This is a genomic window from Undibacterium sp. GW821-FHT07F11 (genome assembly GCF_059418665.1).
On sequence record NZ_JBWKQH010000003.1, the window covers coordinates 565,832 to 589,754 of the forward strand.

General features: G+C 48.7%; 22 protein-coding genes and 1 tRNA gene. 6 read left to right on the forward strand and 17 right to left on the reverse strand.

Annotated features, from left to right (window positions below):
- Positions 1 to 97: 97 nt before the first annotated feature.
- The 8 genes from AC07OI_RS09850 to AC07OI_RS09885 all read right to left on the reverse strand — a co-directional run bounded on the left by AC07OI_RS09850 (position 98) and on the right by AC07OI_RS09885 (position 8,376).
- A tRNA-Ser gene (locus AC07OI_RS09850) sits at positions 98 to 187 on the reverse strand.
- Positions 188 to 228: 41 nt separating this feature from the next.
- Positions 229 to 2,247: a putative bifunctional diguanylate cyclase/phosphodiesterase gene (locus AC07OI_RS09855; RefSeq protein ID WP_495257092.1), complete on the reverse strand. Its 2,019-nt coding sequence runs from the start codon at positions 2,245 to 2,247 to the stop codon at positions 229 to 231.
- Positions 2,248 to 3,438 (reverse strand): EAL and HDOD domain-containing protein, encoded by a 1,191-nt coding sequence (locus AC07OI_RS09860; protein WP_492706256.1) that lies wholly within the window; start codon positions 3,436 to 3,438, stop codon positions 2,248 to 2,250.
- Positions 3,439 to 3,718: 280 nt separating this feature from the next.
- Positions 3,719 to 4,978: a radical SAM family heme chaperone HemW gene (gene hemW / locus AC07OI_RS09865; RefSeq protein ID WP_495257093.1), complete on the reverse strand. Its 1,260-nt coding sequence runs from the start codon at positions 4,976 to 4,978 to the stop codon at positions 3,719 to 3,721.
- Complete coding sequence (gene rdgB / locus AC07OI_RS09870; protein WP_495257179.1) at positions 4,975 to 5,565, reverse strand: RdgB/HAM1 family non-canonical purine NTP pyrophosphatase; 591 nt, start codon at positions 5,563 to 5,565, stop codon at positions 4,975 to 4,977. The genes hemW and rdgB overlap by 4 nt, the downstream gene beginning before the upstream one ends.
- Positions 5,566 to 5,587: 22 nt before the next feature.
- On the reverse strand, positions 5,588 to 6,325 hold the full coding sequence (gene rph / locus AC07OI_RS09875; RefSeq protein ID WP_495257094.1) for a ribonuclease PH: 738 nt from the start codon (positions 6,323 to 6,325) through the stop codon (positions 5,588 to 5,590).
- A gap of 5 nt (positions 6,326 to 6,330) precedes the next feature.
- Positions 6,331 to 7,266, reverse strand: coding sequence for a PP2C family protein-serine/threonine phosphatase (locus AC07OI_RS09880; RefSeq protein WP_162041117.1), 936 nt, complete (start codon positions 7,264 to 7,266; stop codon positions 6,331 to 6,333).
- Positions 7,267 to 7,362: 96 nt separating this feature from the next.
- On the reverse strand, positions 7,363 to 8,376 hold the full coding sequence (locus AC07OI_RS09885) for a serine/threonine protein kinase (protein ID WP_423010887.1): 1,014 nt from the start codon (positions 8,374 to 8,376) through the stop codon (positions 7,363 to 7,365).
- Positions 8,377 to 8,518: 142 nt separating this feature from the next.
- On the opposite strand from AC07OI_RS09885, the gene AC07OI_RS09890 reads away from it, so the two are divergent.
- From AC07OI_RS09890 to AC07OI_RS09905, 4 genes are all read left to right on the forward strand, one after another.
- Entirely contained in the window at positions 8,519 to 9,421 is a 903-nt protein-coding gene (locus AC07OI_RS09890) for a YicC/YloC family endoribonuclease (RefSeq protein WP_492706290.1), read from the forward strand.
- A gap of 128 nt (positions 9,422 to 9,549) precedes the next feature.
- Positions 9,550 to 10,194 (forward strand): guanylate kinase, encoded by a 645-nt coding sequence (gene gmk, locus AC07OI_RS09895; RefSeq protein ID WP_492706250.1) that lies wholly within the window; start codon positions 9,550 to 9,552, stop codon positions 10,192 to 10,194.
- 44 nt (positions 10,195 to 10,238) lie between these two features.
- Entirely contained in the window at positions 10,239 to 10,442 is a 204-nt protein-coding gene (rpoZ, locus tag AC07OI_RS09900) for a DNA-directed RNA polymerase subunit omega (protein ID WP_186946559.1), read from the forward strand.
- Positions 10,443 to 10,505: 63 nt separating this feature from the next.
- Positions 10,506 to 12,809: a RelA/SpoT family protein gene (locus tag AC07OI_RS09905; protein WP_492706248.1), complete on the forward strand. Its 2,304-nt coding sequence runs from the start codon at positions 10,506 to 10,508 to the stop codon at positions 12,807 to 12,809.
- A 9-nt stretch (positions 12,810 to 12,818) separates the two neighbouring features.
- On the opposite strand, the gene AC07OI_RS09910 is transcribed toward AC07OI_RS09905, so the two are convergent.
- Positions 12,819 to 14,171, reverse strand: a complete 1,353-nt coding sequence (locus AC07OI_RS09910) for a DUF3422 family protein (RefSeq protein WP_495257095.1) — start codon at positions 14,169 to 14,171, stop codon at positions 12,819 to 12,821.
- 26 nt (positions 14,172 to 14,197) lie between these two features.
- Positions 14,198 to 14,746, reverse strand: a complete 549-nt coding sequence (gene greB / locus AC07OI_RS09915; protein ID WP_492706244.1) for a transcription elongation factor GreB — start codon at positions 14,744 to 14,746, stop codon at positions 14,198 to 14,200.
- A gap of 166 nt (positions 14,747 to 14,912) precedes the next feature.
- Here greB and AC07OI_RS09920 point away from each other — a divergent pair, with 166 nt between their 5' ends.
- On the forward strand, positions 14,913 to 15,560 hold the full coding sequence (locus AC07OI_RS09920; protein ID WP_492706242.1) for a response regulator: 648 nt from the start codon (positions 14,913 to 14,915) through the stop codon (positions 15,558 to 15,560).
- 58 nt (positions 15,561 to 15,618) lie between these two features.
- Positions 15,619 to 17,271, forward strand: coding sequence for a GGDEF domain-containing protein (locus AC07OI_RS09925; protein ID WP_495257096.1), 1,653 nt, complete (start codon positions 15,619 to 15,621; stop codon positions 17,269 to 17,271).
- A 238-nt stretch (positions 17,272 to 17,509) separates the two neighbouring features.
- On the opposite strand, the gene AC07OI_RS09930 is transcribed toward AC07OI_RS09925, so the two are convergent.
- The 7 genes from AC07OI_RS09930 to rfbG all read right to left on the reverse strand — a co-directional run bounded on the left by AC07OI_RS09930 (position 17,510) and on the right by rfbG (position 23,918).
- Positions 17,510 to 18,259 carry a TylF/MycF/NovP-related O-methyltransferase gene (locus tag AC07OI_RS09930; protein WP_495257097.1) on the reverse strand — a complete coding sequence of 250 codons (750 nt, stop codon included), beginning with the start codon at positions 18,257 to 18,259 and terminating at the stop codon, positions 17,510 to 17,512.
- Between the two features lie 73 nt (positions 18,260 to 18,332).
- Positions 18,333 to 19,082: a cephalosporin hydroxylase family protein gene (locus AC07OI_RS09935; protein WP_495257098.1), complete on the reverse strand. Its 750-nt coding sequence runs from the start codon at positions 19,080 to 19,082 to the stop codon at positions 18,333 to 18,335.
- Positions 19,079 to 19,897: an NAD-dependent epimerase/dehydratase family protein gene (locus AC07OI_RS09940; RefSeq protein ID WP_495257099.1), complete on the reverse strand. Its 819-nt coding sequence runs from the start codon at positions 19,895 to 19,897 to the stop codon at positions 19,079 to 19,081. Before AC07OI_RS09940 ends, AC07OI_RS09935 begins: the two co-directional genes overlap by 4 nt.
- A 5-nt stretch (positions 19,898 to 19,902) precedes the next feature.
- Positions 19,903 to 20,976 (reverse strand): FkbM family methyltransferase, encoded by a 1,074-nt coding sequence (locus AC07OI_RS09945; RefSeq protein WP_495257100.1) that lies wholly within the window; start codon positions 20,974 to 20,976, stop codon positions 19,903 to 19,905.
- A 17-nt stretch (positions 20,977 to 20,993) separates the two neighbouring features.
- On the reverse strand, positions 20,994 to 22,220 hold the full coding sequence (locus tag AC07OI_RS09950) for a methyltransferase domain-containing protein (protein WP_495257101.1): 1,227 nt from the start codon (positions 22,218 to 22,220) through the stop codon (positions 20,994 to 20,996).
- Complete coding sequence (locus AC07OI_RS09955; RefSeq protein ID WP_495257102.1) at positions 22,217 to 22,783, reverse strand: dTDP-4-dehydrorhamnose 3,5-epimerase family protein; 567 nt, start codon at positions 22,781 to 22,783, stop codon at positions 22,217 to 22,219. Before AC07OI_RS09955 ends, AC07OI_RS09950 begins: the two co-directional genes overlap by 4 nt.
- 79 nt (positions 22,784 to 22,862) lie before the next feature.
- Positions 22,863 to 23,918, reverse strand: a complete 1,056-nt coding sequence (gene rfbG / locus AC07OI_RS09960; RefSeq protein WP_495257103.1) for a CDP-glucose 4,6-dehydratase — start codon at positions 23,916 to 23,918, stop codon at positions 22,863 to 22,865.
- Positions 23,919 to 23,923 lie beyond the last annotated feature (5 nt).

Sequence of the window (23,923 nt, forward strand, 5' to 3'; positions counted from 1 at the left end):
GTTAAATGAGCCTACGAAATCTTGCATTCAAAGCGCTCTCTTACAAGGCGCTGAAAATAAAAAAGCCCTTGATTATCAAGGGCTTTTTCGTATTCGTTGGCGGAAGCTGTGAGATTCGAACTCACGAAGGCTATAACACCTCGCCAGTTTTCAAGACTGGTGCATTCAACCGCTCTGCCAAGCTTCCGAGCCGCATAGTATAACCTTTGTGCGATGCTTGGGCAAGGGTCAAATCTCGAAATGGAAATTTTTATCCAGCAAAGTGAGCAATTGCTGGGGGCTGACGGGTCTGGAGTAGAGGTAGCCCTGCACTTCGTCGCAACCAGCGTTGATGAGGAAGGCCAGTTGTTCGCGGGTTTCTACGCCTTCTGCGATGACTTTGTGCTTGAGTTGCTTGGCCATCATGATAATGGCGCTGGCAATGGCACAGTCGTTCTGGTCTGTGGGGATGTTGAGGATGAATGAGCGGTCTATCTTTAGCGTGTCTATCGGGAAACGTTTGAGGTATGAGAGGCTGGAGTAGCCGGTACCAAAATCATCAAGAGCCAGCACGACGTCCTGGGCGGTGATTTGCTCCATGATGGCGATCACGCTTTCTGTGCTGTGCATGAGCATGCTTTCGGTGATTTCCAGTTCCAGCCATTGCGGGGAAATCTGATAGCGATGCAGGGCCTCTTTAACGCGCAGTGGCAGGCTGTTGGTGAATTCTCTCGCCGTGACATTGACTGCGATGCGAAACGGCGCTATGCCGCTGTCTTGCCACTCTCTGGCTTGGGCGCAGGCGGTTTCCAGTACCCAGGCGTCGATTTGCAGGATCAGGCCGGTTTCTTCGGCGATGGGGATGAATTCTGCCGGTGAGATCAAGCCTTTTACTGGATGCTGCCAACGCAGCAAGGCTTCTGCACCGATGATCTTGCCACTTTGTATATCGACCTTGGGTTGGTACTGTAAATAGAATTCCTGGTTTTCCAGGGCCTTGCGCATGCTGGATTCTAAATACAGCCTTCCAGCGATGCTCTGATTCATGCTGTCGCTGTAAAAAACAAAGCTGCCGGACACATTGCCAGCGCTGCGTTTGGCCTTGTACATGGCGATATCGGCTTTTTGCAGCAAGGCATTGGCATCATTGCCGTCTTGCGGGAAAACGCTGATGCCTATGCTGGCACCAACACGCAATTCATGGCCGGAGACAATGAAGGCATCGTTCAATGCCTGCAAGAGTTTTTGCACCACCAGGCTGGCATGAAAATGCTGGTTGATGTCGAGTACTGCTATAGCGAATTCGTCGCTACCCAGGCGGGCAACGATGTCGTTTTCGCGCAGGGTCAGCAAGAACCTGGCTGCCACCTGACGCAGTAATTCATTACCTACGTCATGCCCCAAGGTGTCATTGATGAGTTTGAAGCGGTTCAGGTCAAGAAAGATGATGGCGGCGCTGGTGTTATTTCTTTGCGAATGCAACAGTGCATTATCGACGAGTTGGCGGAACAGGCTGCGGTTGGGCAGATTGGTCAGGCCATCGTAATAAGCAAGGTGATTGATTTTTTGTTCTGCTTCCTTACGGTCAGTAATGTCACTGAGGTAGCCGATGATGCCTATGGGCAGGCCATGGGCATCACACAGAGGTGACAGGCTGAGGCTGGCCCAGAAGACGTCACCGGATTTTTTTTTGCGGCGGACTTCCATCTCACGGCCGCCGTGTTCCAAAAAACTGTCATACAGATGTACGCCCGACTCATCTTCATCGTCATACAGAAACAGGATATTGGTGCCGATGACTTCTTGCGCTGTATAGCCAAAGAGTTTCTCTGCACCACGGTTCCAGCTAAGGATGAAACCAGCCAAGTCCATGGTAACAACTGATTCATGTATCTGGTCTATGATCTGGGTTTGTTGCCACTGCGCCTGGGCAGAGGCCTGCAACTCTTGATCAAGTTTTGCGCGTTTGGAAAACAGTTTGGCCGTGAGGCTGGCGAGGGTATTTAATTTGCTCAGATCGGCTTCGTTGATCTGCCCTTTTTTGCCGGATAAGATGTAATAAGTTTCAGGTGAAGCCATGCACAGCACATCGGTTTGCGTCTTTTGTTCGTCCAGCTTGCCGCGTTTGAATGCTGCATTGGCATCATGAAAAACTTCTTTGACGATGCGATTTAAAGCAGCATCCAGCTCCTCACCTTGCAGGCATAGTACTGCTTCACCAAGACTAGCACCGACTTCAAGTTCATCTATCGCATGCAAAGAAGTCATCTACATGTCCTGGCAAACCTGATTCACCCAAGCATAAGCAGTGATCATGCAGTCATAATAATCATCCGCGGTCAGACCAAGTTCTTCTATCAAGCCTGGATCGAAGTCCTTGAGAGGCCGGTCTGCTCTTTCGACCAGATCCAGGCTTTTACCCAGTGCGCCGGACTTGTGTAGCAAGGCATCCAGCACCTCTGTATTCAGATTGAGTGGCTGCAAGACTTCAACCAGAGGATTACCGAACAGTTTATCGAGTAATGAAAACATGCCGACCATGAAGGCGCAGTCAAGCTCATCCTTGTTGCCACCACGCTTGAGGTAAATTGCCTCCATCAGGCTGGCGCGGAAAGCGGCGCGTGGCATCAGTGGATTCAAACCACCATGATGATCTTGCTGGCGTGCATACAGCAATAATTGCAGCCATCTCTGCAACTGCCTGCGACCCAGCAGATTAATCGCTTGACCAAAGCTCGATACACGCACAGTTTGTGCAAAGGCAGCAGAACTGACAAGCTTGAACAGCATGAAAGACAGTGTCGCATCCTGTTTAAATAATTCTTCCAGCTCACGCGATTCGGCATCACGTGCAACCAGGCCCAGCAGCTTCAATAGCCGCGTTCTGGCTGTCGCATCGGCGGCCTTGTTACTGACGGGTGGGTGAAATGCATAATCGCCAGAGAACCATTTAAAACCGGCTTCATTGGCCTGCTCTTGCAAGGCTGCATGTGGCAGGTGTTGCGCCAGATGGTTGCCGCCATGCAGGCGCAGCAGCAAGGGTTTGACGTGTGCGGGAATATCCTTGCTGCAGTCAACGCTGATTTTTTTTGCGCCTTCCCAGATGGCATGGTCGTGCGTTTGCAAATCATCGACAACAATCCGGGCACCATGCGAACTGAAATATTTAAGCCTGGTTTGCACTTCTTTATCTTCGGCAGCTTTTACTGGCACACACAAAAGTATGCGTGCTAGTGGCAGGCGAGTATCAATGTCTGCCGGGATCAAGAGTGGGTCTGTGATTTTAACCAGAACAGAAATACCAGAAAGCCTGGAAAAGATTTCTTTTTCATGCAAAAACTGTAGCAAAGCAATGACATCACTGACTGGCAAAGCACCAAAATCAGTTTGCAAGGCAAGCAACTGCTGCTTGCTATTCATCACGGGCAAAAAAGTGCCAATTCCACGAGCAAGAGTCATAAAGAAAGACTTCAAATGTTACAAAAATTGGTAGAGATATTAGTTTGGGACTTAACCAATTGCAACACAATTTAAAGCGACAGGTGAGGTATTTTGATACTTGGTGAGCCTAATCTGACACAATTGCCAGAAAACAAGCACAAAATCGCCGAATTGTTGATTTTGCAGCAGCTGTTGTGAATACGGCTACGCAGCTATCAGGATAGGAGATATTTTAGATTTCACCAATAAAGCATGTGGTAAAAATACCATGCTTTATTGCGTGAACTATGCAGGTGAATTAGTCGCCGCCCAGAAAAATCTGCTGCAGATCATTCAAAAATTGTTTGCCCAGCGGCGTTGGGCAAATGATTTCATGGTCGCGGTAGAGCAGGCCCTTATTCTCAGCAATCAGCAATTCTTTTTCTATGGTGTTGAGCAACATGCCTGTGCGCTCCTGGAACAGGTTGACCTTGAAGCCCTGCTGCAAGCGCAATGCATTCAACATGAATTCAAAACCCATTTCATCCACAGGAATTTCATGCGACTCTTGTACGCAGTTGCCAGCAGCCATGGCATCCATATAGGCCTTTGGTTGCTTGTAGCGTGCCTGACGTATTACGCGGTGCGGGAAGGATATTTTTGAATGCGCACCGGCACCTATGCCGAGGTAATCACCAAAATTCCAATAGTTCAAATTGTGTTTGGATGCCCTGCCCGTTTGCGCATAAGCGGAGACTTCATAATTGCCATAGCCTGCTGCAGCCATGCGACCATGGATGATGTCTTGCATTTCTGCGCTAAGGTCATCATCAGGTATGGCCGGCGGGAACTTGGCGAAGTAAGTATTTGGCTCCAGCGTCAGGTGATATAGCGACAGATGCGGCGGTGCGAAAGAGATCGCTGTTTCCACATCCTCCCTTACTTCATCCAGAGTCTGGCCTGGCAGTGCAAACATCAGGTCGAGATTGAAGTTATCAAAATTCGCCTGTGCAATTTCTATGGCACGGCGTGCTTCATCACCATCATGGATACGACCCAAGGCTGCCAGATGCTTGGAATTGAAACTTTGTATGCCTATCGATAAGCGGTTGATGCCGCTTTGGCGATAAGAGCGGAATTTTTCTGCTTCAAAGGTGCCGGGATTAGCTTCCATGGTGATTTCTGCATTGCCATCCAGTGGCAATAGCGTACGCACGTCAGAAAGCAATCTGTCCAGGCCAGCCGCTGACATCAGGCTGGGCGTGCCCCCGCCGATGAAGATGGTGTAAATCTTGCGACCCCAGATCAGTGGCAATGCCGCCTCAAGATCGGCGCGCATGGCGTCCAAGTAGGCTGACTCGTCGAAACTGCCTTTGACTTCATGCGAATTGAAATCGCAATAAGGACATTTGCGCACACACCAGGGGAAATGGATGTACAGCGATAGCGGCGGCAATTGCGTCAGGTTGAGGTTGCCTGGCGCAAGATACTGGCTGGCCACGTCACCGGGTATATTCGATAAATCCGGTGATTTTTTTTGTACAGGCTGGCTTGCCGCTATGGGCTTGATGGGTATCATTTCAGTTTTTCAACAAGGGCGCGCAAGGCTTGCCCACGATGCGACAATTGATTCTTTTCTGCTGCTGCGAGTTCGGCGACAGTCTTGTTCAAACTAGGGATGAAAAAGTGTGGATCATAACCAAAGCCATTTTCACCACGGGCATCTGCAATAATTTCACCTGCCCAGACACCGTCAGCAATCACAGGCTGGGGATCAAATTCTGAGCGTACAAAGACCAGCACACAATAATAATAGGCTGACTTGTCTGCAACACCAGCCAAATCTGTAATCAGTTTTTGATTATTGCGCGCATCAGACTTGGGTTCACCAGCAAAGCGGGCTGACAGCACACCAGGCGCGCCTTGCAAAGCATTGACGCAAATGCCTGAATCATCAGCCAGTGCTGGCAAACCAGTCAGGCGCGATGCATGCCTGGCCTTGGTCAGGGCATTTTCTACAAAACTGGGATAAGGTTCCTCAGCCTCAGGCACCTCAAATTCAGATTGCGCCCTGAGGTCTATGCCCAGCGGTGACAGTATCTGGTAAAACTCTTTGAGTTTGCCCTGATTATTCGAGGCCAGGACTATTTTCTGGTTTTTGCTCATACTCATATACTTGTGATTCCAATCAGCTTACCTGCAAACCCAATACTTCTTTTTGCAAGGCGATCAAATCGGCGATGCCGTCATGCGCCAGGTTCAGCAGGGTGTTCATGGTCATACGGTCAAACGCTTCGCCCTCTGCAGTGCCCTGCACTTCAACGAAGTGACCATGTTCTGTCATGACGACATTCATGTCTGTGTCACATTGAGAATCTTCAGGATAATCAAGATCCAGCACAGGATGTGATTGGTAGACACCCACCGAGATCGCCGCAACAAAATGCCTGAGTGGTACGCGAGGAATGACTTCACGCTCTACCAGTTTGGAAAACGCATCATAGGCAGCAACCATGGCACCAGTGATGGATGCAGTACGGGTACCGCCGTCAGCCTGGATCACATCGCAATCGATATGCAGGGTACGTTCACCAAAGGCTTCCAGATCAAAGGCAGAACGCAAGGAGCGGCCTATCAGGCGCTGGATTTCTTGCGTACGTCCAGATTGTTTGCCCTTGGCTGCTTCCCTGTCCATGCGGCTATGCGTGGAACGTGGCAACATGCCGTATTCTGCTGTCATCCAGCCCTGCCCTTTGCCTTTTAAAAAGCCAGGGACTTTGTCTTCGATGCTGGCAGTACAGATAACGCGCGTATCACCAAATTCGATGAGGACAGAACCTTCTGCATGCTTGGTGAAATGGCGGCTGATAACCACCGGACGCAATGCATCCGGTGCGCGCCCGCTAGGGCGAAATGAATTTGACATGATGTTTAGTTCTTGGAGGTGATGCGTGATGATTTGTGGATCGCGTTGCGAATTTCTGCTATGGCTTTTTCAATTTCAGCGTCGTTGAATACATCACCATCGGTGGTTTCAATTTCTGCGTCGACTGGTGCCTGTATGGTAGTAGTGACCGAGCCTATTGGCAAAGTATTGGTAGAGATGATGGTTGAATTATCCATACGGTCATCACCTTCCCACATCATGGCCAGGGCTGTGACATTGTCACTTTGCTTGCCAGCGATATCGACCGCTGAGCGTATCAACTCAGGTACGGCACGTACGATGGTGTGGTCGTGCAGGCGCTGCGCCAGCATATGATCTGGCAAGACTGACCATAAACCGTCCGAACACAGCAACAGCAAATCGCCGGGCTGCAACACCGCACGACGTGATAATTCAACGATAGGTGCATTTGGCGCACCCAGACAGTTAAACAGTTTGTTACGGTCAGGATGGGTATGTCTTTCTGCCGGATCAACCTTACCCTGAGCGATCAGGGTTTCCAGACGGGAGTGATCTTTGGTACGCAATAAAATCTGCCCCTGACGCATCCAGTACAGACGGGAATCACCACAGTGTGCCCAATAGGCATAGCCATTTTGTATCAGGCAGGCAACGATGGTAGTGCGTGGTGTTTCTGGCAAATTATTAATGGCACGATAGCGATGTATCTCCTGATGCGCAGCCAGAAAGCTGTCTTCCATGAAACGTTCAGGCCGCCCTATCATGGGGTGGGCTTGCTGCTGGAACAAGTTACCTATGGTTTGCATGGCGATGGCAGCAGCCATTTCGCCCATGATGTGACCACCCATGCCGTCCGCCAGCAAAAGCAAAATCGAATCGCGGGTAAAGCTGTAGCCCATTCGATCCTGGTTGACCTTGCGGCCACCAATATGACTTTCTTGATAAACGGAAAAACGCATGAGATTTTTAAAACTTTATATTGATTATTTATAAAAACAGACCTGAGAATAAACTACTTTAGCTCCAGGCTGACCAGCGGCGAATACGCAACATATTCAATTCAGGGTACTTTCCTGTATGGTTGTATGATCGCTTTCGACTTTTTTTCTTTTTGCACTGCCTATCAGGGTCTTGAACTTCAGTGTCACTTTTTCCATAAAGGTCAATTCACGCTGCGGCTGTGCCTGGATAGCCAGGGCTTTTTGCAGGGCAAACACGCTTTGCGGACGCTCCAGCGGGTCTAGTTGCAGACACCAGCGGACCACCTCTATCAATTCTGTAGAGTATAAACCCTCCAGCTTACGGTAGTGCCCTTCCATCTTGTCGCTGGTCTTGCGTTGGTCTGACGGTTGTGGTGGCGCGCCTACCATGCAGGCAAAAATCGAAGCACCGATACTGTAAATGTCAGTCCATGGCCCCAGATTGCCATTCTTTAAATACAACTCTGGCGCAGCAAAACCCGGAGTATACATTGGGTAGAGCTTGGGTATGTCAGTTTTAAGGGTTTGGCGGGCAGCGCCAAAGTCCAGCAAAATGGGCGTACCATCCAGGCGCAGGTAGATGTTGGCCGGTTTTAAATCCAGATGCAGCAGCTTATTGGTATGCACTTCACGCAAGCCATTCATGACCTGATTGAACATGCGGCGGATAAAACGCTCTGACACCAGCGGTTTTTCACCTTTGTCGCGACGACGCAGGATGTGCTCTTGCAATGAGCGGCCTGATTCATAGGCCATGACCATGTACACAGTCTCATTGGCGCGGAAGAAATTGATAACGCTGACCACATTCGGATGTGAGATACGTGCCAGGGCACGACCCTCTTCAAAAAAACACTTTAATCCTATGCGGTAAATCGGCAAGTTCTCATTCGAGATTGCCGGCACCAGTTCGCCTTGCTGGCGTAAAGCCAGAGAGCTGGGCAAATACTCTTTAATTGCAACTGCGTTGCCATCTTCGTCAGAAGCCAGATATACAATACTAAAGCCACCGGACGCAATTTTCTTTACAATGCGGTATCCGGCAATTTCCAGTCCATCTGGCAGAGGTGCGTTATTTTGTGCGGCCATCAATCGTCCAATTCACTATACAAAACGGATTGTGTTGATTATTGCGGTATTTGTAAAGAATATCCTAGTGTCTAATGCGCAATTTTGCCAATCCAGTACACAGTTCACGCTTTTTTAAGGAATTACCTTGAGCATTTTCAGCATGACAGGTTATGCCACCAGCACCAACGAAACCGATGCTGGCACCATTACCATAGAGATCAAAAGCGTTAATTCTCGCTTTTTGGACCTGCAATTTCGTATTAATGATGAGTTTCGCTCGGTTGAATCGCAGTTTCGCGAAGCACTGACGCGCAAGCTGGCGCGCGGCAAAGTGGAATGCCGTTTCAGTTTTGGTAAAAAACTGACAGAAACGCATAATAAAAGCCTCAATACCAACTTACTTGAGCAGCTTGCGAGCTTCCAGGTCAATCTGAAGCAGCAGTTCCCTGATGCGACGCCTTTGAGCACCAATGAAATCCTACGCTGGCCCGGCGTCATAGAAGAAAGCGAAATCAATGCTGAATTCTTGCAGACTGCCATCAATGACACCATCAACAAGACGCTGGAAGCATTCGTCGTCAGCCGTGAACGCGAAGGCGCAGCGCTAGAACAGGTATTACTGAGCCGCATCGCGGCCATGGAAGAAATCGTTACCCGCATCACGCCCCTGATGCCGCAAATAGTCCAGCAATTCCAGCAAAAAGCCACTACCCGACTGGAAGAGGCTTTAGGACTGGCTTTACAGTCCAGCGGCAACAATGCCGGCCAGACCATCACTCGTGAAGAAGCACTGGACCGCATCCGTCAGGAAGTGACCATGTACGGCATACGTGTAGATGTGGCAGAAGAACTGGCGCGCCTGTCGGCCCACCTGACAGAAACCAGACATATACTGAAAAAAGGTGGCCAGGTTGGCAAGCGACTGGATTTCATGATGCAGGAATTGAACCGCGAAGCGAATACTTTGGGCTCCAAAGCAGCATCCAAGGAATTGTCAGATGCATCCATGGAATTGAAGTTATTCATAGAACAAATGCGCGAACAAGTGCAAAACCTTGAATAAACAGGCGCATTTGCTTATACTCCCGCACTCTTTTTCTCTGGGCATATGTCGAGATAAAGGACTGGCTGGAGTATGCAGCCCAATTTTGTCTTGTTGATGACCTGAATTAACCCTACCGGAGGAACACCATGAAAACCAATAATACGACTGCTGGCAGTCTTTTTGTGGTCGCCGCCCCCTCTGGTGCGGGTAAGTCTTCGTTGGTAAATGCTTTGCTGGCACAGGAACCGGCCATCAAACTGTCGATTTCTTACACTACCCGCACGCCGCGCCCGGGAGAGCAAGATGGCCGGGAATATCATTTCACCACACCGGAAGATTTTCTGGCGCGCAAGGCGCAAGGTGAATTTCTGGAGTCAGCAGAAGTATTTGGCAATTACTATGGCACTTCACGCATTATCATAGAAGACCAGATGCGCTCAGGCACCGATGTTTTGCTGGAAATAGACTGGCAAGGCGCGCAGCAAGTCAGAAAGCAGTTCCCTGGTGCTGTTGGCATTTTCATCTTGCCGCCATCCATTCCCGCACTTGAAGAGCGCCTGAAAAAACGCGGCCAGGATGAACCGCATGTCATTACCAAGCGGATTTTGGCTGCTGGTGGTGAAATGGCGCACTCCCCAGAGTTCGAATATGTTATTATTAATCAAGACTTTGCAACAGCCTTGTCAGAATTGAATGCAATCGTGAAAGCCACGCGCTGCCGATTTGCACAACAGGCAACACGCCACTACGAGCTGTTTACCCAACTTGGCATTCACGCCAACGCGAATTAATTCGCAAACCCAATTTAGTGAATTTTTAGTATTGAGGAAAAAATATGGCACGTATTACCATTGAAGATGCATTGAAACAAATCCCTAATCGCTTCCAGTTGACACTGTGCGCTACTTACCGCGCGCGCCAATTGCTGCAAGGTCACACACCTAAGGTTGACTCTAAAGACAAACCTACGGTCATCGCCCTGCGTGAAATCGCTGAAGGTAAAATCGGTATAGAAATGTTGAAAAAAGTGCCGGTGTAAACCGCCGCACCTGCATTCTTAGCCGCCCCTTCTTTAAGCCTTTATCCGGCCGGGAATCACAGAATGAACCTCAATGACAGTCATTCATCTCTGGAAAGCAAACCGGCCGATTCAGCTTCAGTCGCGCTGGCTGCCATGCGCAGCCCCGCCAGTAGCATCAATAAGCACAGCTCCCCTTTGGATGAGATAGATAGTATCCGTGCATCATCGACGAATACCGGTGTCGCTTCCATTACTGCATTAACCAACCGCATCAGTGAATACATGTCGGCCAGCGAATTGAAGCTGGTCAAGGAAGCCTATCGCTTCTCTGATGAAATGCATCTGGGCCAGGTACGCAAGTCTGGCGAACCCTATATCTCTCACCCCATTGCTGTGGCAGAAATTTGTGCCGAGTGGAAGCTGGATGTGCAAGCCATCATGGCTGCTCTGCTGCATGACGTCATGGAAGACCAGGACGTCAAGAAAGACGAGCTGATTGAGCGCTTTGGCGCGCCAGTCGCTACCCTGGTTGACGGCCTTTCCAAACTGGAAAAAATAGAATTCCAGAGCCAGATAGAGGCCCAGGCAGAAAACTTCCGCAAGATGCTGCTCGCCATGGCGAGAGACGTGCGCGTGATTCTGGTAAAACTGGCAGACCGTTTGCACAATATGCGCACCCTGGACTTCATGTCTGCGGAAAAGAAGCGCCGCATCTCACGCGAGACCATGGATGTGTATGTGCCTATTGCGCACAGACTGGGCCTGAATAATATTTACCGTGAGTTACAGGATCTGGCGTTTTCGCATCTCTACCCCATGCGCTATCGCACCCTGTCAAAAGCGGTCAAAGCTGCCCGTGGCAACCGTCGCGAAGTCGTCAACAAGATCATGGATGCGGTTAAAACAGCCCTTTTCGAAGCTGGCCTCAAGGCAGAAGTTTATGGTCGCGAAAAAACCCTGTATGGCATTTATCGCAAGATGCATGACAAGCACCTGAGTTTCTCCCAGGTTCTGGATGTGTATGGTTTCCGTATTGTCGTCAGCGATTTCCGTGACAGTTATTATGCGCTTGGCAGCTTGCACGCCTTGTACAAGCCCATGCCGGGCAAGTTCAAGGACTATATTGCCATCCCCAAGACCAATGGCTATCAATCCCTGCACACCACCTTGATTGGCCCTTACGGTACGCCAGTCGAATTCCAGATACGCACACGTGATATGCATCATGTGGCTGAATCTGGCGTGGCTGCGCACTGGTTGTACAAGAATGAAGAAGGCAGCCTGACTGACTTGCAGCAACGCACCCACGCGTGGCTACAATCTTTGCTGGACATACAAAAACAGACTGGCGATTCTGCCGAGTTTTTGGAACACGTCAAAATCGACTTGTTCCCTGACTCTGTCTATGTCTTCACACCAAAATCCAAAATTATTGCCCTGCCACGCGGAGCAACAGCTTTGGACTTTGCTTACACCATCCACACCGATATTGGTGACCAGGCGATAGCCACCCGCATCAATCACGAGCCGGTGCCGCTGCGTTCTGAATTGAAGAATGGCGATATCGTCGAGATCATCACTTCGCCCAATTCGCGCCCTACACCAAACTGGCTGACTTATGTACGCACAGGCAAGGCCAGGTCGGCGATACGCCACTATCTGCGCACGATCAACCTGAATGAGTCGACAGAACTAGGCAAGCAATTGCTGGCGCAGGCCCTGGTGTCAGTGAATTTGAATCCAGACTTGCCAACGTCCTTGGTAGATAAACTGCTCAATGAATCCAGTGCAAAATCGCTGGATGAAATTCATACCGACATAGGTATAGGCAAACGCATGGCAGCGCTGGTAGCGAGACACATACTGGATCTGGTGGAAGATGATTCACCGTCCATTCCCTTCCAGCAATTTGGTGACAAGATCAATAATAAACGTGACCCTGTCATTATTTATGGCAGCGAAGGTTTGTCGGTACAACTGGCAGCATGCTGCCTGCCGATACCTGGCGATGGCATCGTCGGCCAGCTCAAGCGCGACCAGGGTCTGGTGGTGCATACAGATGATTGCGAACACGCCAAGCGCCTGCATATCAAAGAGCCAGACCGCTGGATAGACGTGAACTGGGGTGAGGACCTGAACCGCCGCTTTGATTGTCGCATTGCGGTCACTGTGACGAATGAACGCGGTGCCCTTGCCCGCATCGCTGCAGAAATTGGTGAGTCAGATGCGAATATCAGCCATGTCAACATGGAAGATGGCGACGCCAATGACATGACCAATATTCACTTCACGATACAGATAGAAGACCGCACCCATCTCGCAAAGATCATGCGTAACATCAAACATCTGACTGGTGTAACGCGCATCATCAGGGAACACGGCTAACACTGATTGTCAGTGTATGGTCTTGTGCATTTTGCGCAACCCCCACCAGACTACACCAGCGATCACAGGTAGCGATAAGCCAGCCAGAATATCTGGATTGATGGGCAGACCCATTGCCTTGAGGCCCTTGCCCGCATAATAGACCAGGCCAGTCATGTAATAGCTGATCGCCACAACAGACAAGCCCTCTACAGCCTGCTGCAAACGTAATTGCTGACCGGCGCGGGCGTTCATACTTTGCAGTATCTTGCGGTTTTGCTGTTCCTGGACGATACCTACCCTGGTGCGCAGCAAATCATTGGTATTCGCAATACGCTCTGCGAGCGTTTCCTGGCGGCGAACAATTGCTTCACAGGTATTCATGGCAGGTGCCAGGCGCCTGTCCATGAATTCACCTATGGTGGGCACTCCTTCTATCCTGAACTCACGCAACTCGGCTATACGCGACTGCACCAGCTTGAAATACGCTTTGGACGCGGCGAAGCGGTAACTGTTTTCCAGTGCCAGTTTTTCAGTGCGGGCAGCCAGGTCTATAATTTGACGCAGCAAGCTTTGCTCGGCGTCAGTAGAACTTGCTTCACCGTGACCATTACTTGCCATGGTCATGGCTGCAGTCAGGGTAACCAGTTCACTTTCTATGTCATTCAACACAAAAGAAGCATTTTGCGCATGTGGCAAACCCAGCAAAGCCATCATTCTGTATGTTTCTATCTCCAGCAATCGCTGCACGGTACGACCTGCCTGCTGGTCCAGAAAGCCATTGTCCTTGACGACAAAGCGGCTGAAACCGTCAGCCTGGATCAGAAAATCTGTCCACACTTCGCCACGGCTCAAGACTTCACTACCAACCACCACTCCGCCCTCAAATATCTGCTTTACCGGTAAAGGGGGATGAAATTCCTGTGCGGCAGGAATAAGTGCCACATGGGTCGCCACCATGACTTTTTCTTGCAATTCAAACAACCACTGTTGTGGCAAATGGCGAATCGGTGCATTCGCAAATACCTGCGCCAACTCCGCCTCTGGCGGGGTTTCGTCTTGCTGCTCGGCCTGGTTTTCTACAAAGGTATAGGTGGCGAATTCTGTATGGCATTCCCATTTAAGGCGGAAACGACCAAAATCATGGAAGAAATACTTGGCGTCGCCTGATGGACTGGCGACTGCAAAGTGCCGGCAAAAATCACCCAGTATGACTTGCTGGGTCAGCAAGTTATCGCCACCGAGATGAGCGTCGTTCCTGGCAAAAATGGCCAGGTGTGTCAACGTCTCAGGTGCATGCAGACGCAACGAGGGGCGGGAATGAACTTCGGCGGCCAGTGGCACGCGCAAGGGATGGTTGAGTTTGGAATAAGCAATAGACATGTGGATTAATCAGGAAATTAGAAATCTTATGCCGGGTAATTGACCTCAAGTATGGTCAACTCCTCTATTCCTCCTGGCGTACGCAATGTCACTGTATCGTCAACCCTGGCCTTGATAAGTGCTCTGGCCACTGGGGAAATCCAGCTGATCTTGCCTTGCAGGGGGTCAAATTCATCAACACCGACAATGGTGACAGTATGTGCTTCACCATGTTGGTTTTCATAGGTGACCGTGGCCCCAAAATAAATTTGATCAGAACCATGATGAATTCGGGGATCAAATACTTCCGCAATATCGAGGCGCTTGGTCAAAAAGCGTATGCGCCTGTCGATTTCGCGCAAGCGCTTCTTGCCGTAGATATAATCGCCATTTTCTGAACGGTCGCCATTCGAGGCGGCCCAGTGCACGATATTGACAATCTCGGGGCGTTCCACGTCCATGAGATGTAAAAACTCATCCTTCATGCGCTGATGCCCTTGCGGCGTCATGTAATTTTTCACACCCGCAGGAATGGCTGGCGCGCCGAATTCTTCTTCGTCGTCCGGATCAGATTCTTTGATAAATGCTTTGCTCATCTGTACATTGTAATTGAGTTGATCAAAATAATTTTCTTTGTGGCACCGAAAGCCCACACTTAGCTTATAAAATAGACGAATACTTTGCTTGCCATTAGCATTCAATATCACTACCGATAACTTGCCAGCTAATGTCAGGTCGCCTGAACAAGAAAATGGATTTTGCATGACAGAAAAAGCAGCAATTAATGTACTCATCGTCGATGATCATGCCGTGGTCAGGGAAGGGATAAAAAGCATTATCTCGACCACAACAGATATCGCGGTTATTGCAGAGGCAGAAGCCGGGCTGGAGGCGATACGTCTGAGCCGCCAGCTGGATTTTGAAGTCATGCTGCTCGACATTGCCCTGCCGGACAAGAATGGTATTGAGGTTTTGAAGCAAATCAAGTCAGAAAAGCCCTCTATTGCCGTACTGATGTTCTCCATACATAGGGAGGACCAGTATGCCGTGCGTGCGCTGAAGGCTGGCGCTTCAGGCTTCCTGAACAAGCAATGCAGTAGTACTCAGATTCTGGAGGCTATACGCCAGGTGGCCCGTGGTTTGAAATACATCAGCACGCAACTGGCTCAGGAACTGGCCAATAATCTGAATCAGGAGCATGAAGATGCGCTGCACAAAACCTTGTCGGATCGTGAGTTTCAAACCATGACTTTGATCGCCTCCGGAAAGTCGGTCAGTGATATCGCGAAAGAATTGTCACTTTCTGTAAAAACCATTAGCGAATACCGGTCCAGAATTCTATTGAAGATGAAATTGCGGCACAATGCTGAATTAACGCACTATGCCATTAAAAATCAGCTTGTAGATTAAACGGCAATGTTGATGTCGTCAGCAATACTCCTGTTAGCAAGGTCATTGGCAAAGCAAAATGTCAAAAACTCCAAATAATTCGCAATTCAAAAGCCCTACTGATATTGCGCGCGAGACATTCAGGCAATTGGCGATACAGCGAATTGCGCCAACACCAGAAGCCTATCGCAAACTTTATAATGACATCGCAGGTATCCCCGATGTTCCGGTAGAGGTTACGCCTCCACCAGAAACAGCACCCCAAATTTCAGAAGCGGAAATTTTACTGGCCAATTTTGCCAACAACCTGCAGCTTTCGACTGGTGACATGTCCAGCTTTGGTCAGCGCTTCAGCCGTGCGATCAAGACTGGCAACTGGCAAGACTATGGCCGCGGCCTGACGCAACTGGCAGAGCGCATTACTGCGCCGCCTGCACCAGCTAACAATATCAGCCTGGTTGATGATCCGGTACCCGCGCCTGCTGTCAGCAAAAATATCTCTCTGGTCGATGATGGTCCGGTTGAAGACCCACGCCTGCGCATACTCAAGGATTTGCTATACCGGACCTTGACACTCGCCCTCACCTCACTGCTGAAACCCACGCCGCAACTGGCTGGCGAATCAGAAAGTCTGGGCATGTCGGTCAAAACAGCTGTCAATGAAGGGGAACTGAATCAAATTGCTGGCCGCTTGAAGCAGTTGTGCTTTCAAATTGAATTGCAAAGTGGGGATAGCGCAGAACAACAGGAATTGTTATTGCGCCTGTTTGATTTATTGCTGACCAATATCCATGATCTGCTGGATAACGACAACTGGTTGCGTGGTCAAATCGAAGTTGTACAAAATCTCATTGCCGGCCCTATCGATCACCGTGCATTGCAAGAAGCTACGCGCAGTCTCAAGGATGTCATCTACAAGCAAGGCGTACTGAAAAACAGTATTGCCGAGTCGAAAACCTCAGTCAAAAACATGATGACGGCGTTTATCGACAGATTGAATGCCATGGCTGACAGCACAGGTGCATATCAGCATAAGATGGGTGCATATTCGCAGCAACTGAGTTCAGCCAAGGATGTCGCCGAAGTCAGTGATCTGATACGCAATATCCTCAATGAAACCAAGGAAGTACAATCCGAAACCTTGCGCTCACGTGACATGATCGTCGCTGCACAAAAAGAAGTCAGCGAAGCTGAAGCACGTATCAAGGAACTGGAAAACAAGCTTGCTCACATGAGTGAACTGGTCAGGGAAGATCAGCTCACCGGCAGCTTGAACCGCCGTGGCATGGATGACGTATTTGAACGCGAGGCCGACAGAGCCGACCGCCGCAATACTCCCCTATGTGTAGCTTTGCTGGATCTCGATAATTTCAAGAAACTCAATGACACCCATGGCCACGCTGCAGGTGATGAAGCGCTGGTTCATCTGGTACGCATTGTCAAGCAAACCCTGCGATCAATTGACGTCGTGGCACGCTACGGTGGCGAGGAATTTGTCATCATTATGCCAGAGACGCAACTGGAAGAAGCGGCGCAGGCGATGATGCGAGTACAGAGGGAGTTAACCAAGCACTTCTTCACCGCCAACGATCAGCGCCTATTTATCACCTTTAGTGCCGGCGTTGCCTTGCGCAATTCACGCGAACCACAGGAAGAAACCATCAAGCGTGCTGACAAGGCGATGTATGAAGCAAAACAATCTGGAAAAAACCGGGTAATCAAGGCTAATTAGTACTGTGCGCTCTAAGCTACGTTCAGGACATCAAGCACGCCCGTCCGGAAACAACAGCAGCAAGAAAAACAAGGCCCTCAATGCAGATAACGTTGAGGGCCTTATTTAATTACCTGACCTATTTGATGCAAAATTGCATCGCAATAGAAGCAGACGCGCGATTCGATATATCAAGAAATACATTGCCTTTGCACCTTGTATGATAGTCAATTGGACTATCATCGTCACAAACGCAAGTTTACTTAATCACCATGCCTTGGCCTGTAGGTAATTCCAGCACTTGGTAGCCACGCTTTTCCAGCCATGGGTCCTCTGCCATTTTTTGGTTTCGGTAATAAGACCAGCCGTAATCATCAAAAATTAAGGCGCCGCCTGGTACTAGACGATCAAATAAGACTTCGAGCGCAGCAATTTCAGCGTCTGGATGATTCATATCCAGATGCAAGAATGAAATTTTTTCCGGCACTGCAATGGCGAAACTATCTGGTACTCTGCCCTTAACGACGTGAACATTAGGGAATTCGGTAAATCGAGACTTCACCTGCTCATACAAAACATTGCTGTGTGCAGGCAGGGCATGATGCGGCATAGAATCATCATGCTCAAACAAGTCATACAAGTAATAGTGCTTGGATGTTGGAGTCACAGAGTTCACATAATCCCAGATAATTCTGGCCGTGGTGCCTTTATAGCAAGCTGCCTCGACAAAATCCCCTTCCAACCGCAAGGCGTTCCTTGCAGCCCAGCACGTTACATAATTGCGCCAGATGATAGACTTCTCTGTTGAGTCTTGGGCGTGCCTATTAAATGCAGCCATGAATTTCTCATCACCTAAAAAACTCAAGTTGCGGTTATAAGTAAATAAATTATCGCCGGTAAAAATACCTACCTGATCATTGATCTGATTCACGGACTGCTGAATCCCTTTGATAAATGCCTCGTTATCCTTCAGTCCGTAAAAATTCACCATCGAATAATTGACTGCCATAATGACCTTTAATTTTTTAATTTGTGACTAGATTAAGAAAAATGTAATGTTAAGAAGGATAATAAATAACAATCTATGCTATGCGTTTTAAAAATCCGTCGGGCGCTACGGTTATCTGTAACTTATTTTGCATACCTTGGTCAATTTCGAATTCTGGATGCATTTTCAAAAAATCATGCACTGCAGTTTTGGGGCTATTACCTGGTTGCCATGGCCTGTTCTCAAACACATCTGCCGGGACATCTTCAACAAAGGTATCAAAAACAATACAATAACTGCTTTTACTGACTAATGGCGAGTATGCAGCCAATTCAGCAAGAACATGTTCATGCGTATGATTTGAATCCAGCATGACGAGAACGGATTTTCTCCCTTCCGCTGCAGTCTGCACTTGCTTTACTATTTCCGGGGCAACACTGGATCCTTCCAGCATACTGATTCTTCTGGACATAGGATGCGCCAAAATCGCTTCCCGATTGTGCTCACGGATATCAATATCTACCCCTAACACTTTAGCATCCTGATTACCGCCGCAAAGCGCGAGGAGTTCAAGCATCGATGCCGAGAAAATAATTGAGCCTCCATGCGCTATTCCCGTCTCAATGATCAGATCAGGTTGTACCCGCCAGATGATTTCTTGTACCGCGATTAGATCAATCGGATTTTGGATGACGGGTCTACCCAACCACGAAAAATTGTAGACATATTGCTTGCGCATACTCTGTTCCAACCAATCTCTGGATTGCGCCTGGAATTCAACATCTTTGCCAAGTTGCTCAATGCGGGCATCTCTCTCTATTTCGAATTGTTTTATTGGATTCATACAGCCTCACAGTAGCGGGTAAATAATGTAGATAAATCACTTGCAAAATCTTGTGTCCTGCTTCCAAAATTTTGCTGCAGCTTGCTTGTGTTGATTTTTGGGAAGCATATTTTTTGCGCAGATTCCTGAAACGAACAGTGCACCCCTGTCTTCTGAAGAATAGCTGCAATTGTCGAATTTGAGGTGTTCTTGCCAGCGGCAAGGTTATATATCTCGTTCCCTTCCGCGCAGGCAATCTCCGTCAGATAATAGGCGACATCCTGTATGGATACAAAATCTTTCTCTGAATCTGGAGAACTTCGGAATATCACTCTCTTTTTTGTCACTGCCTCTGCCAGTATCTCTCCGAGAAAATTTGTATCCGGCATAGCCTCACCATAAACATTAGAGAGTCTGACCACACGCACATTTCGCCCGCTATTCAAGCACAGACTCTCACCCATCAGTTTGGAAATATTGTACAAGTCTCCAGGTTCAAATGACCTGACCGACAAAGTTGCATTTTCAGCAGTTGAAGCTGCACCGGAATAAACCCTGGTACTGGACAAGTATGTCAACGAACTGAAATTACAACGCTCCAATACGCCTGCCAGTAATTGCACATGCGCCTCAACGGTCGCAAAAGGCCTTTGCCTGAAATCTGCCGTCAATCCAGCACAATAAAACACATAGCCCATATCCTCCTTACCCAGGAAGAATTCGTTTCTATCCGGGATATGGCACTGCCAACCTTGAGCCCGCAAATAGCTGGCAAGATAACTACCGACAAAGCCTTGCCCTCCTATGATGGTCGCTTTTTTTTCAATGACTGTCATGGGACTTAAAAACCATCGACAGGATGATGAAGTGCGGGATCTTTATGCACCAATAGTTTTGGGCTGACATTTTCAACGATACGATATAAGTCAGATTGCAAATAGCTTTCGTCCATGACTGCCAACATATTAAAGCCATGCGGCGGACCTTCAAGATAAACCTTGTTTACCGGGATAATTTCAATTCTTTTCCCGGCCATGCTGTAATGAGAATTGAGGTCGCGCAAAGCAAAAACCTTGTAGCCCAAGTCCGCCAGAAAACGGCAAATGTCAGTATTGTCCAGTCCTTTACTCCAGTCTACATAGGTGCGATGGACTTCAAAAACGATATTGGGCTGATCCTGCTTCAAGGTCGACATGGCCCCCTTCAGGGCAGACAATTCAGCCCCTTCAATATCTAGTTGTATCAAGCTGATTTGCAAAGAGTTTTGCTTCCTGTAATCGTCAATACTGATGGTTTTGAAACCATCTTCGTCTTCTTTTGCCTCAACTGAGTTGGCAAATGAATCGAAGCCATCAAGTTTTAGTTTGACACTACTCTCTGACCATAAGCCAAGGCGGTTTACTCTGACATTCGGCAAATCGTTGATCCTGGCATTTTCTTCAAACATGGCTGCTTGCTCAGTATTTGGTTCAAAGCCATGTATAACACCTCCTCTGTCGAGGATTTTTTTAGCTACCAGAATTGCCTGGTCACCAAAATAAGCACCGCCGACGATCACATCGCCTTTTTTTGATGCTGCCAGGTCCAATACAAGCTTGGTCGTCTGAGGCTCCCACACATGGTCAGGGTGAATCTGATCAGACAACATGAAATCGCGTGCAATCTTGGTTCGGAACAGAAAACGGAAACGTGTTCCATCCTCTAAGGTCTTCTCATATACATCGGTGTCATCGTGCAAGGCATCAATGATCGGACCAGTTATATCATTACGCACAGAGATATCAGGAAAATTCATTTCATTTTCCATTCTCTTTAACAGGGCAATGAGTTCTTCCCTGTGTTTAATATTGCGCCCTAATTTATGCAGGGCATTTTGCAAACGCTCACCGTTAACATCGCGCGGATCATTTGTCATGACATGTCTCTCTGTTGCTAAAAAATGGATAACGATGGTATGGCCGTGACGAACTTCCCTCCCCACGACCGGACATAGTCTAACTGGCTGACGATTTCCTGACGCAAATTCCATGGCAAAATCAAAACATAATCTGGCTTATCTGCAGTGAGTCTTGTTTCTGTCACGATAGAAATACGGCTGCCCGGCAAATATTTGCCTTGTTTATGCACATTGATATCAATCACATACGATAAAAGGTCCGGCCTGACACCTGAGAAATTAAGCAGAGTGCTACCCTTTGCAGCTGCGCCATAGGCAACTACCTGCTGCCCCTGTTTCTTGCAAGTCAGTAAGAATTCCAATAATTCAAACTTGGCCTTTTCAGCTTGTCGTTGAGCATTTTGATAAAAAGCCAGATCTGCAATACCCGCGGCCCTTTCCTTCAGCAACATGGCGGCGACACTATTCTCTAGCGAATATTTCATAGTATCGCTACGTTGTGCAAGTACGCGCAGGCTGCCCCCATGGGTAGGCCACTCCTGAACATCAAATACATGCAAACCGTTTTTTTCAAATATCACCTGTACCGCATGTAAAGACAAGTAGGAATAATGTTCATGATAGGCCGTATCAAATTGATTTTCCTGCACCATATTAAGCAAATGCGGAAACTCAAAACTTGCCACCCCCTCAGGCTTGAGCAAGCAGGCAAAACCGCTCACAAAATCATTAATATTAGGTACGTGCGCCAACACATTATTAGCGACCATCAGGTCTGCCGATTGCCTTTTCGCAACTAGTTCCTGCGCAAGTTCCATGCCAAAGAATTGCTCTAAAACAGGAATGCCTTTGGCCCGCGCAGCATTTGCCGTGCTGGTCGTAGGTTCAATTCCAAGGCAGGGGATACCAGCAGCTTGCACATATTGCAATAAATAACCATCATTCGCTGCGATCTCTACTACCAGACTATTGGCATCCAGATTCAATTGCTGACGCATCTTCGTCACAAATTGTTGCGCATGCTGCAACCAACTGGCAGAACAAGAACTGAAATAGGCATATTCAGCATCAAATAAGTTTTCGCGGCCTGTAAAATCCAGTGTCTGTGCCAACCAGCATACTTCGCAAATCATCAACTTCAAAGGCAACCAGGTTTCCGGGTTTTCCAGAGTATCCGGACGCAAATATGCATTTGAAGGTGGCGCACTTCCCAAGTCAAGGAAAGGTTTCGACAAGACATGTTCACAATGCCTGCATTTCATAAATTCACTCCGCTAAACTCATGACCCAACCAAGGTAATTGGCGATCTTTTTCCGATATTTCAGATATCGCCAAGGGTAGAGTTATTTTCAATTTTTCATCCATGATGTTCAGTCCCAGTTCATACGCAGGCATATAAGGCTGACTGTGACAATACATCATCTCTACATCATCAGAAAGGGTCTGAAATCCGTGGGCAAATCCTTCTGGTAACAGATAACTATACCTGTTCTCTTCTGTCAGAAAAATCGCATGCCACTGCAAGTAAGTTGCGGAATTTTTTCTGACATCAACAGCTACGTCCCAGACTTCCCCTTTTAAACAAGTAATCAACTTCATCTCGGCATAGGGAGGAAGCTGCAAGTGCAAACCACGCACAGTACCTCTCTTCATGGTAAAAGTATGATTGATCTGGCTGACTGGCTGCCGCCATCCAAATTGCGCCAGTTCACCAGAACAAAACATGCGTTGCAGATAACCACGACTATCGCCCAATGGTTTACGCCTCAAAACATGCAAGCCTTCTAAAGGTGTTGGTATTAACTCAAAGCGTTCAGGCGGCATGGCATTTCATCAAAAAACAATTTTGAACATACTACCAGCTAGTATGTAAGTTGCAAGTTATTCATACAGATCAACCCTATCAGTCTCCCGGGGGAAAATAGGCGTTGACATCACGCTGACACAAGTCTCGTGCTGGCATCCCCACAGAAAAATCGGCGTACCAACGCATAGTGTGCGAGACAGCAGCAGACAAATCCCAACGTGGCACGATGGCCAATTCATTTCGCGCCTTGCTGGCATCGAGCGCTAACAAGCCTGCTTCATGCACACCTTCAACTTCGCTGGCGAAATCAACCTCTCCGCGACCGAATTCCTGGCGGGCCAGTTGCACCACTTCACGTACACTAGCAGCTCCTTCAGGGCCAAAATTCCATGCTTGAGCCAAGCCAGCACTTTCATATCCAGCCTGAGCCAGGCATAAATAGGCAGACAGAGGCTCAAGCACATGCTGCCAGGGGCGCATGGACTGCGGTCTCCGTACCTTTAACACCTGCCCTGCTTCCCAGGCTCTGACAGCATCTGGCAGCAATCTGTCTTCAGACCAGTCGCCGCCGCCGATCACATTCCCTGCTCGCGCAACTGCCAGAGTCAGCCCTCGCTGCGCCAAAAATGCATCACGATAACTGGAGATAATTAATTCTGATGCTGCTTTGCTGGCGCTGTACGGATCATGCCCTCCCAGTTCAGCCGTTTCAGGGTAAGGGCGCATTTGCTCCAGATTACGGTAAACTTTATCGGTCGTCACCATTACTGCGACCCTGGCGCTGTTGCATTCCCTGAGCGCTTCCAGGATATGGGCTGTTCCCATAGTATTAGTGGCAAATGTTGCCAGCGGATCCCGATAACTTGGTCGGACCAGCGCCTGTGCTGCCAGGTGCAGTACTACTTCAGGCTGGCACGCGCGCACGACCTGCGCCACCAATTCAAAATCCCTGATATCACCAATGTGACTGCTCATGCACTGCCCCAACGCCAGTGCATCGAATAAATTAGGGGAAGTATTGGGTGGTAAAGCCAGTCCTGTCACCTCTGCCCCCATGCTTTGAAGCAGGAAAGCCAACCAGGCCCCTTTGAAGCCAGTGTGCCCTGTCAATAATACCTTGCGCCCTTTCCAGAATTCAGGGTCGGGTAGCATACGGT